Here is a 9651-nt window from a genome sequence, read left to right as displayed (position 1 = left end):
TCCTGGCTTTCTGTTCTTTGGCTTTGGCCGACGCCCCGTTGGACCGTTTGTCCCTGGCTGTCGCGGTCCGGCGTCCTGGCCGGGCCGCCGCCGGCAATGCCACCGAACGCATCGTCGCGGCGATCACCGCTGCAATCGTCGAACGCCGGCTGATGCCAGGCACAAAGCTGGCCGAGCAGAAGATCGCCGACATCTTCCAGGTCTCGCGCACCCTGGTGCGCCAGGCCCTGAACCAGCTCAGCCGCGACAAACTCGTCACGCTGGAGCCCGCCCGGGGGGCCTTCGTGGCCCAGCCCAGCGTCGAGGAGGCCCGCCAGGTCTTCGAGGTGCGCCAGATGATCGAGTCGGCCATGATCAAACGGCTGGCCGCCTGCATCACACCGGCCCAGGTCGCCGAGCTGCGCGAGCACCTGAAAGCCGAGCAGGCGGCGGTGCAGCGCACCGACGTGCCGGGCCGCACCCATCTGCTGGCCGACTTCCACGTGGTCCTGGCCCGCATGCTCGGCAACGAGGTGCTGGCCGAGATGCTGCACGACCTGGTCTCGCGCAGCTCGCTGATCTCGCTGATGTACCAGTCCTCCCTGTCGGCCGAGCAGTCGCAGGCCGAGCACGTGGCCATCGTCGACGCCCTGGAGCGCGGCGATGCCCGCTCGGCCACGCGGCTGATGCTCGAGCACCTGGACAGCGTGGAGCGCAACCTGCGGCTGCATCCGCGCGTGGACGACCTGGCCGCGGCGCTGCGGCCGCTCGCGAGAAACCCATGAATGCCCCGATGCGGGGATCCGCGCCGATCCTTAAGCTGTGCATGAAACTTGCTCCAGCCGTCCCACCCTCTTGTCGGAGATCGCACCCATGACCCCATGCCATCCCTGCCCGGCCAAGCGCCGCCTCCTGGGCGCCGCCGCCGCCCTGACGCTGGCCCTGGTTGCCCCGTTCGCCCAGGCCCAGGACACCTCCATCAAATTCCAGCTCGACTGGCGCTTCGAGGGCCCTTCGGCCTTCTTCCTGTGGCCGGTGGCCAAGGGCCATTTCAAGGCCGAGAAGCTCAACGTCACCATCGACGCCGGCAACGGCTCGGGCAATGCCGTCAACCGTGTGGCCTCGGGCACCTACGACATGGGTTTTGCCGACATCGCCGCGCTGATGGAGTTCCATGCCAACAACCCCACCGCCCCGAACAAGCCGGTGGCGGTGATGATGGTCTACAACAACACCCCGGCGGCGGTGTTCTCGTTGAAGAAAACCGGCATCAAGACCCCGGCCGACCTGACCGGCAAGAAGCTCGGTGCCCCGGTGTTCGACGCCGGCCGGCGCGCCTTCCCCATCTTCCAGAAGGCCAACCAGATCGGCAGCGTCAACTGGATCAGCATGGACCCGCCACTGCGCGAGACCATGCTCGCGCGCGGTGACGTGGACGCCATCACTGGCTTTTACTTCACCTCGCTGCTCAACCTGGAGGCGCGCGGCGTCAAGCCCGAGGACATCCACGTGATGCCCTATCCCCAGTACGGCGTGAAGCTCTACGGCAACGCCATCATCGCCTCGGAGGAGTTCCTGAAGAAGAATCCCGAGGCGGTCAAGGGCTTCCTGCGTGCCTTCACCAAGGCCGCCAAGGAAGTGCTGGCCAATCCCAAGGCAGCGATCGACGTGGTCAAGGAGCGCGACGGCATCATCAATCCCGCCCTGGAAGAGCGCCGCCTGCGCCTGGCCATCGCCTCGTCCATCGTCACTGACGATGCGCGCGCCGACGGCTTCGGCGACGTGAGCAAGCCGCGCCTGGCGCTGATGGCCAGCCAGGTGGGGGATGCCTTCAACACCAAGACACGCGTGGACCCCGACGCCGTGTGGAACGGCAGCTTCCTGCCCCCGGCGGCCGAACGCGCCATCTTCCCGGCGAAGAAATGACCCCGGCGCCGGGCGCCCCACGGCGGGTGCCCGGTCGCATGCCCCTCTCCCCCAACCGGGCCCTTCCCTGGCGGCAGGGTCTCCCAGTGCATGGACGCCTTCGTCGATTTCAAGAATGTCTGGCTCGCCTACAACGACGAGCTGCTCGCCCAGAACCAGTTCGCCGTCGAGGACATCTCGCTGCAGGTGCGCGAGGGTGAGTTCATCGCCATCGTGGGCCCCTCGGGCTGCGGCAAGTCCACCTTCATGAAGCTGGCCACCGGGCTGAAACGCCCCTCACGGGGCAGCATCCTGATCGGGGGCGAACCTGTCACCGGCCCGCTGAAGATCACCGGCATGGCCTTCCAGGCGCCCTCGCTGCTGCCCTGGCGCACCACGGTGGACAACGTGCTGCTGCCGCTGGAGATCGTCGAGCCCTACCGCTCGAACTTCAAAGCCCGGCGCCGCGAGTACGAGGACAAGGCGCGCCGCCTGCTGCAAAGCGTGGGTCTGGGCGGCTACGAGGACAAGTACCCCTGGCAGCTCTCGGGCGGCATGCAGCAGCGCGCCTCGATCTGCCGGGCTCTCATCCACGAGCCGCGCATGCTGCTGCTCGACGAACCCTTCGGGGCGCTCGACGCCTTCACCCGCGAAGAACTGTGGAACACCCTGCGCGACCTGTGGACCGAGCAGCGCTTCAACGTCATCCTCGTGACGCACGACCTGCGCGAGGCGGTGTATCTCGCTGACACCGTCTACGTGATGAGCAAGAGCCCGGGGCGCATTCTGGCGCGCCGCGAGATCGACCTGCCGCGCCCACGGGACCTGGAGGTCACCTACACCCCGGCCTTCTCCGAGATCGTCCACGAACTGCGTGAGCGCATCGGCGCGATCCGCCGCCACTGAAGTCTTCCCCTCATGAGCAAGAACAAGCAACTCGAACGCCTTGCCCCTTGGGTGCTGCTGGTGGCCCTGCTGGTGCTGTGGGAAGCCATCTGCCGGGGCCTGGCCATCTCGGAATTCATCTTTCCCAGCCCGTCGCGCATCTGGGAGCAGATGGTCGAGTACCGCAGCATCATCGTGCAGCACTCCTGGCGCACCTTCTGGGTCACGCTGGCGGGCTTCGGCCTGGCGATCGCCGTGGGGGTGCTGCTGGGCTTCATCGTGGGCAGCTCGCGCCTGGCCTACGCCGCGATGTATCCGCTGATGACCGCCTTCAACGCCCTGCCCAAGGCCGCCTTCGTACCCATCTTGGTGGTGTGGTTCGGCATCGGCATCGGCCCGGCCATCCTGACGGCCTTTCTGATCTCGTTCTTCCCGATCACGGTGAACATCGCCACGGGCCTGGCCACGCTGGAGCCCGAGCTGGAAGACGTGCTGCGCGTGCTGGGTGCGCGCCGCTGGGACGTGCTCGTCAAGGTGGGCCTGCCGCGCTCCATGCCCTATTTCTTCGCCTCGCTGAAGGTGGCGATCACGCTGGCCTTCGTGGGCACCACGGTGTCGGAGATGCAGGCCTCCAACGAGGGCATCGGCTATCTGCTGGTCTCGGCCGGCTCGGCCATGCAGATGGGCCTGGCCTTCGCGGGCCTGGTGGCCGTGGGCGTCATGGCGATGCTGATGTACGAGTTCTTCTCGTGGATCGAAAAACGCACCACCGGCTGGGCCCACCGCGGCTCGCAAAGCGTCTGACGCATGGGCTGGCACGGCCATCTGACCCTGCACTACCGCCACGAGGCGCCCCGCACCCTCGTGCATGACCGCCACGACGGCCCCCTGCGGGTGCTGGCCAGCCTGCATCCGGAAGGGCCAGGCATCTGCCACAACGTGCTCGTGCACCCGCCCGGGGGCATCGTGGGAGGCGACCAGCTCGCCATCGCCGTGGACGTGGCGCCGCAGGCGCATGCACTGATCACCACACCAGGTGCCACGCGCTTCTACCGCAGCGCGGGAGAAACAGCCGAGCAGCGCCTCGTGGCGCAGCTGGCCGCGCACGCGCGCCTGGAATGGCTGCCGCTGGAAACCATCGCCTACAGCGCCACCCGCGCCGTCAACCACCTGCGCTTCGAACTGGCCCCGGGAGCCGAGATGATCGGCTGGGACTTGCTGGCCCTGGGGCTGCCCGCCTCGAACGAACCGTTTGTGCAAGGCCGCTTCGAGCAGCAGATCGAACTGCCCGGGCTGTGGCTGGAGCGTGGCGTGCTCGATGCCGATGACCCGCACACGTCCCGGCTGCTCGACAGCCCCCTGGGCTGGAACGGTCGACGGGTGCTGGCGACGATGTGGTGGGCCGGTGGTCAGGTGCTGGAGCCCGCCAGGCGCGAGGCGCTGCTGGACTTGGCACGGCAGTGCATCGAATCGTCCCCCCTGCGAGACCAGGCGGGCGTCACCTCACCGGACGAGCGGGTGGTGGTGCTGCGCACCCTGGCGGACCGCACCGAGCCTGCCCAGGCCTTGCTGGCGGCTGTGTGGGCCCGCTGGCGCGAAGCCGGCTGGGGCCTCGCGGCCTGCCCGCCCCGCGTCTGGAAGACCTGATCAGGCCGTGGCCGCCGCACCCCGGGGGGCCGGCGGCCGCTCCTGCCGCGCACGGCGACGCTGCAAGTACACGACCAAGACCAACAACGCAAAAGCCGGCACAAACATCCATTCCTTGGCCGGGCGCTCGGTGGGCATCTCGATGGCCGTGATCCTCCAACCCTGCTCCAGGCCGAGCTTCTCGGCCTGGCTGCCGAACTGCACCATGATGATTTGCAACTCGTCGCCCATGGGCACGACGCGAAGACCGGCTTGCGCCAGACGTTCACGGGCCGTGCCTGGCTCGCCCAGAGGCAGCAGCACGCCTTTGCGCACCTCTTTGCCCTCCAGCGTCAGCCCTTCGACCCAGATACGCTTGTTCGCATTGCGCGGTGCGGTTTCGGCAAAGCGCATCAGCTCGGCCGCCGGCGCCTCTTCGTAGGGCGGGTAGACCATGTCCCACCAGAAGCCGGGACGGAACAGCGTGAAGGTCACGAGCAACAGCGCCAACGTTTCATACCAGCGGTTGCGCACCAGGAACCAACCTTGCGTGGCCGCAGCAAACACGAGCATCGCCACCGTGGCACTGACAACGGTCAACATCAGATGCCAGGTGCTCGTGATCCCGATCAGCAGCAACTGCGTGTTGAAGATGAACAGGAAAGGCAGGATGGCCGTTCGCATGCTGTACCAGAAAGCCGTCACGCCGGTCTTGATCGGATCGGTGCGCGCCACGGCTGCCGCTGCGAACGAGGCCAGTCCCACCGGCGGCGTCACGTCGGCCATCAGCCCGAAGTAAAAGACGAACAGGTGCACGGCAATCAGCGGCACGATCAGCCCGCTTTGTGCGCCGAGTTCCACCACCACGGGCGCCATCAGCGTGGACACCACGATGTAATTGGCGGTGGTCGGCAAGCCCATGCCCAGCACCAGGCTGATGACGGCCACCAGCGCGAGCATGAGCATCAGATTGCCGCCCGACAGGGCCTCGACCAACTCGGTCATCACCAAGCCCACACCGGTGAGCGACACGGTGCCGACGATGAGCCCGGCCGCTGCCGTGGCCACGCCGATGCCGATCATGTTGCGTGCGCCGGTGGCCAGGCCATCGATCAGATCCGACACGCCCAGGCGCGCAGCGCCAAGCCAATCCCCCCGGCCCCGGAACACCGCCTGGATGGGGCGCTGAGTGAGCAAGATGAGAATCATGAACATCGTGGCCCAAAACGCCGACAGGCCCGGCGACATCTGCTCGACCATCAGGCACCAGATCAACACGACCACCGACAGCAAGTAGTGCAAGCCGGATTTGAGGGTGGGCCCGGTTTCAGGCAGCTCGAACACCGGAGCGTTGGGATCGTCCATTTCCAGCTCGGGCTGGCGCGCACCAAACCACAGCAGGCCGATGTACGCAGCCAACAGGCCCGCGCCGATGACCCAGATCGCGGCATCACCCAGCGCGCCCTTGATCCAGCCGATGCCCCAGTACACCAGCCCCGACAGGATGATGAACCCGGCCACCGTCAGGCCAAAAGAGAGCAAGCGCTGCATCGCCGTGCCGCCGCCGCGGCGCGGCAAGCCGGTCATGCCGCCCTTGAGCGCTTCGAGGTGAACGATATAGAACAACGCGATGTAAGAAATGATGGCCGGCAAAAAAGCGTGCTTGATCACCTGTGTGTAGGGGATGCCGACATACTCCACCATCAGAAACGCCGCCGCGCCCATCACCGGCGGCATGAGCTGGCCATTGACCGAACTGGAAACCTCCACGGCGCCGGCCTGATCGGGCCGATAGCCCACACGCTTCATCAGCGGAATGGTGAAGGTGCCGGTGGTTACCACGTTGGCGATCGACGAGCCGGAGATGACGCCGGTGGCCGCCGAGGAGACGACGGCCGCCTTGGCCGGGCCGCCGCGCATGTGACCCAACAAGGCAAAAGCCGACTTGATGAAATAGTTGCCCGCGCCAGCCTTGTCCAGCAGGGAGCCGAACAGCACGAACAGGAAGATGAAGCCACTGGACACGCCCAGTGCAATGCCGAACACGCCCTCGGTGGTCAGCCAGTAATGCGAAGCGGCGCGGTTGAGCGAGGCGCCGCGGTGCGCGATCATCTCCGGCATATAGGGCCCGCCGAAGGTGTAGGCGAGGAAGACCAGCGCAACGATCACCATGGGCAAGCCCAGCACACGGCGCGTGGCCTCCAGCAGCAAGATCACACCCACGACCGCGGCGTAGACATCCATCTCGGTCGGCTGGCCCGGCCGCTGCGCCAGTTCCCGGTAAAACAGGAACAGATAGGCCGCGCAGAAAGCGCCCACCAGCGCAAACACCCAATCGGTCACTGGCACGTAGGCCCGGGGCGAGCGTTTGAAGGCCGGGTAGGCCATGAAGGCCAAGAACACGGCAAACGCCAGGTGGATGGCGCGCGACTCGGTGTCGTTGAGCACGAACACGCCCAGGGTGAAAGGCAGCGGTGAGGCGATCCACAACTGGAACAGCGACCACGCCACGGCCACGACGAGCAGCATCTTGTGCATCCAGGGCCCGGGCTTGCGGCCGCCGGTGTCGGTATCGCTCACGAGCTGCTGCACATCGATGCTCGCGGCTTGATCCTTCTTCTTTCCGAACATGAGGCTTCCACCTTCTGAGTCAGGAGCGGTATCGGAGAACCGGCCCAGGCAGTGGTGGCCCGCCCAAGGCCGATCCATAGAAAAAGGGCCCCGGGTCACGGGGCCCCTCTTGGTCAAACCAGCATTTTACGCCCACCGCTCGACGCACAGGCGCAAGCCGGCGGGCTTACATCCAGCCTTTTTCCTTGTAGTACTTGACGGCACCGGGGTGCAGCGGCGCCGACAGGCCGTCCTTGATCATGCGCTTGGGATCGAGGTTCGCCAGGGCCGGGTGCAGCTTCTTGAACTCGTCGAAGTTCTCGAACACCGCCTTGACCAGCTCATAGACGGTGGACTCCGGCACCTTGGCCGAGGTCACGAAGGTCGCCAACACACCATAGGTGGGCGTGGGGTTGGGGTTGCCGGCATACAGACCGCCAGGGATCTCGACCTTGGCATAGAAGGGGTGTTGGGCCACCAGCTTGTCCACGGCAGGACCGGTCAGCGGCACGAGCTTGGCGCCGCAGGTGGTCGTCGGATCCTGGATATTGGCCGAGGGATGACCCACGCCGTAGAAGAAGCCGTCGATCTTGTTGTCGCACAGCGCCGGGCCGTGCTCGTCGGCCTTCAACTCCGCCGCCAAGGAAAAGTCGCTGGTCTTCCAGCCCAAGGCACCCAGCAACTCTTCCATCGAGGCGCGCGTGCCGGAGCCCGGGTTGCCGATGTTGAAACGCTTGCCCTTCAGGTCCTCGAAGCGGGTCGCGTTGATCTCCTTGCGCGCCACCACGGTGAAGGGCTCAGGGTGCAGCGAGAACACGGCGCGCAGGTCGGCGAAGGCACCATCCTTCTCGAACACCTTGGTGCCCTTGGCGGCGTGGTATTGCCAGTCGGACTGGGCCACCCCGAAGTCGAGCTCGCCAGCGCGGATGGTGTTGATGTTCACCACCGAGCCGCCCGTGGATTCCACCGAGCAGCGGATCCCGTGCTTGGCACGATCCTTGTTGACCAGCCGGCAGATGGCGCCGCCCGCTGCGTAGTACACGCCCGTGACGCCGCCCGTGCCGATGGTCATGAACTTCGGCTGGGCCACCGCCGATCCGAACGGCAAAGACAGCGACACCAGGGCCGCGGCCGCCAGCAGCCGGCGCAGGGGCTTGACTTGGGAGAGAGGATTCACTTCGACCTCCTGTGACACGTTGGGGGAGAATGAAAGGGCGGCAGCTTACCGCAAGCTCTTGCACATGTGCGATATCGGGTGCCGCGTACGGGAAATCCCGGCATGCACAGTTCGTGCCCAACGGTAGCACCAACGAAGCGCCGCGCCACCCGCGGAAACCCCCGAAAGGCCTTGTGTATCAAGCATGGGTCGATGCCAGCGCCGCATCGATGGCCTGGGCCAGGCGATCGACGATGGCGTCGAGTTCGTCGTCGCTCACGGTGAACGGGGGCGCGAGCAGCACGTGGTCTCCATGCCGGCCGTCGATCGTGCCCCCCATGGGATAGACCATCAACCCGCGCGCCATGGCTTCGCGTTTGATGCGGGCATGCAGCTTGAGTGCCGGATCGAACGGCGCCTTGCTGACCCGCTCGCGCACCAGTTCGATGCCACGGAACAGGCCGCGCCCGCGCAGATCGCCCACATGGGGATGCTCACCCAAGCGCTGCTGCAGGCGCCGGGCCAGCCCCTCGCCCTGGCGGCGGCAGGCTTCCAGCAGGCCATCGCGGCGGATCACCTGCTGTACCGCCAGCGCTGCCGCGCAAGCCACGGCGTGTCCGATGTAGGTGTGGCCGTGCTGAAACAGCCCACTGCCCTGGGCAAAGGCCTCGACCAGGCGCCGCTGCGCCAGCACCGCGCCGATGGGCTGGTAGCCACCGCCCAGGCCTTTGGCGATGGTCATCAGGTCGGGCACCACGCCCTCCTGCTCGCAGGCGTGCAAGGTGCCGGTGCGCCCCATGCCACACATCACCTCGTCGAGGATGAGCAAGATGCCGTGGCGGTCGCACAGCTCGCGCACGCCCTTCAGGTAGCCCGGTACCGGCGTCAGCGCCCCCGCGGTGGCGCCCACCACCGTCTCGGCCACGAAGGCGATCACGTTCTCGCCGCCCAGGCGATCGATGGTGTCGGCCAGCTCCTGCACGAGGCGCCGGCCGTACTGCTCGGCCGTTTCGCCGGGTTGCCGGTCGCGGTACTCGTAGCAGGGCGACACGTGGGTGACGTCCATCAGCAGCGGTGCGAACTGGGCGCGGCGCCACTGGTTGCCGCCCACCGCCAGCGCCCCCAGCGTGTTGCCGTGGTAGCTCTGGCGCCGCGCGATGAAGTGCCGCCGCTGGGGCTGGCCGATCTCGACGAAGTACTGGCGCGCCATCTTCAGCGCCGCCTCCACCGCCTCGGAGCCTCCCGAGACGAAGTAGGCATGGCTCATGCCGGCCGGCGCGTGGGCGATCAGGTCATCGGCCAGGGCCTCGGCCACCTCGGTGGTGAAGAAGCTGGTGTGGGCATAGGCGATGCGATCGATCTGGGCGTGCATCGCGGCGAGCACATCCGGGTGGCCGTGGCCCAGGCAGGACACGGCGGCCCCGCCCGACGCGTCGATGTACTGGCGGCCCAAGCGGTCGATGATGATCGACCCGCGGGCCGCCACGGCC

General features: G+C 66.9%; 8 protein-coding genes. 5 read left to right on the top strand and 3 right to left on the bottom strand.

The window, feature by feature from the left end:
- Nucleotides 1–47: 47 nt before the first annotated feature.
- From ACK42S_RS11935 to ACK42S_RS11915, 5 genes are all read left to right on the top strand, one after another.
- On the top strand, nt 48–764 hold the full coding sequence (locus ACK42S_RS11935; protein WP_409707544.1) for a GntR family transcriptional regulator: 717 nt from the start codon (nt 48–50) through the stop codon (nt 762–764).
- An 88-nt stretch (nt 765–852) separates the two neighbouring features.
- Nucleotides 853–1905, top strand: a complete 1053-nt coding sequence (locus ACK42S_RS11930) for an ABC transporter substrate-binding protein (RefSeq protein WP_409707534.1) — start codon at nt 853–855, stop codon at nt 1903–1905.
- A gap of 90 nt (nt 1906–1995) precedes the next feature.
- Nucleotides 1996–2790 (top strand): ABC transporter ATP-binding protein, encoded by a 795-nt coding sequence (locus tag ACK42S_RS11925; protein ID WP_409707531.1) that lies wholly within the window; start codon nt 1996–1998, stop codon nt 2788–2790.
- Nucleotides 2791–2802: 12 nt separating this feature from the next.
- The gene (locus tag ACK42S_RS11920; protein WP_409707528.1) at nt 2803–3573 is read left to right on the top strand and encodes an ABC transporter permease; all 771 of its coding nucleotides are present in this window, start codon (nt 2803–2805) and stop codon (nt 3571–3573) included.
- A 3-nt stretch (nt 3574–3576) separates the two neighbouring features.
- Nucleotides 3577–4416, top strand: a complete 840-nt coding sequence (locus ACK42S_RS11915; protein WP_409707525.1) for an urease accessory protein UreD — start codon at nt 3577–3579, stop codon at nt 4414–4416.
- Here the strand turns inward: ACK42S_RS11915 and ACK42S_RS11910 are convergent, their stop codons facing one another.
- The 3 genes from ACK42S_RS11910 to ACK42S_RS11900 form a co-directional block, all read right to left on the bottom strand.
- On the bottom strand, nt 4417–7026 hold the full coding sequence (locus ACK42S_RS11910) for a TRAP transporter permease (RefSeq protein ID WP_409707522.1): 2610 nt from the start codon (nt 7024–7026) through the stop codon (nt 4417–4419).
- Nucleotides 7027–7192: 166 nt separating this feature from the next.
- Nucleotides 7193–8182, bottom strand: a complete 990-nt coding sequence (locus ACK42S_RS11905) for a TAXI family TRAP transporter solute-binding subunit (RefSeq protein WP_409707519.1) — start codon at nt 8180–8182, stop codon at nt 7193–7195.
- A 178-nt stretch (nt 8183–8360) separates the two neighbouring features.
- Complete coding sequence (locus tag ACK42S_RS11900) at nt 8361–9647, bottom strand: aspartate aminotransferase family protein (protein WP_409707541.1); 1287 nt, start codon at nt 9645–9647, stop codon at nt 8361–8363.
- Nucleotides 9648–9651 lie beyond the last annotated feature (4 nt).

Source organism: Caldimonas sp., from assembly GCF_046289365.1.
Taxonomy (GTDB): domain Bacteria; phylum Pseudomonadota; class Gammaproteobacteria; order Burkholderiales; family Burkholderiaceae_C; genus Caldimonas.
This window is presented reverse-complemented; position numbering and strand designations above follow the sequence as displayed.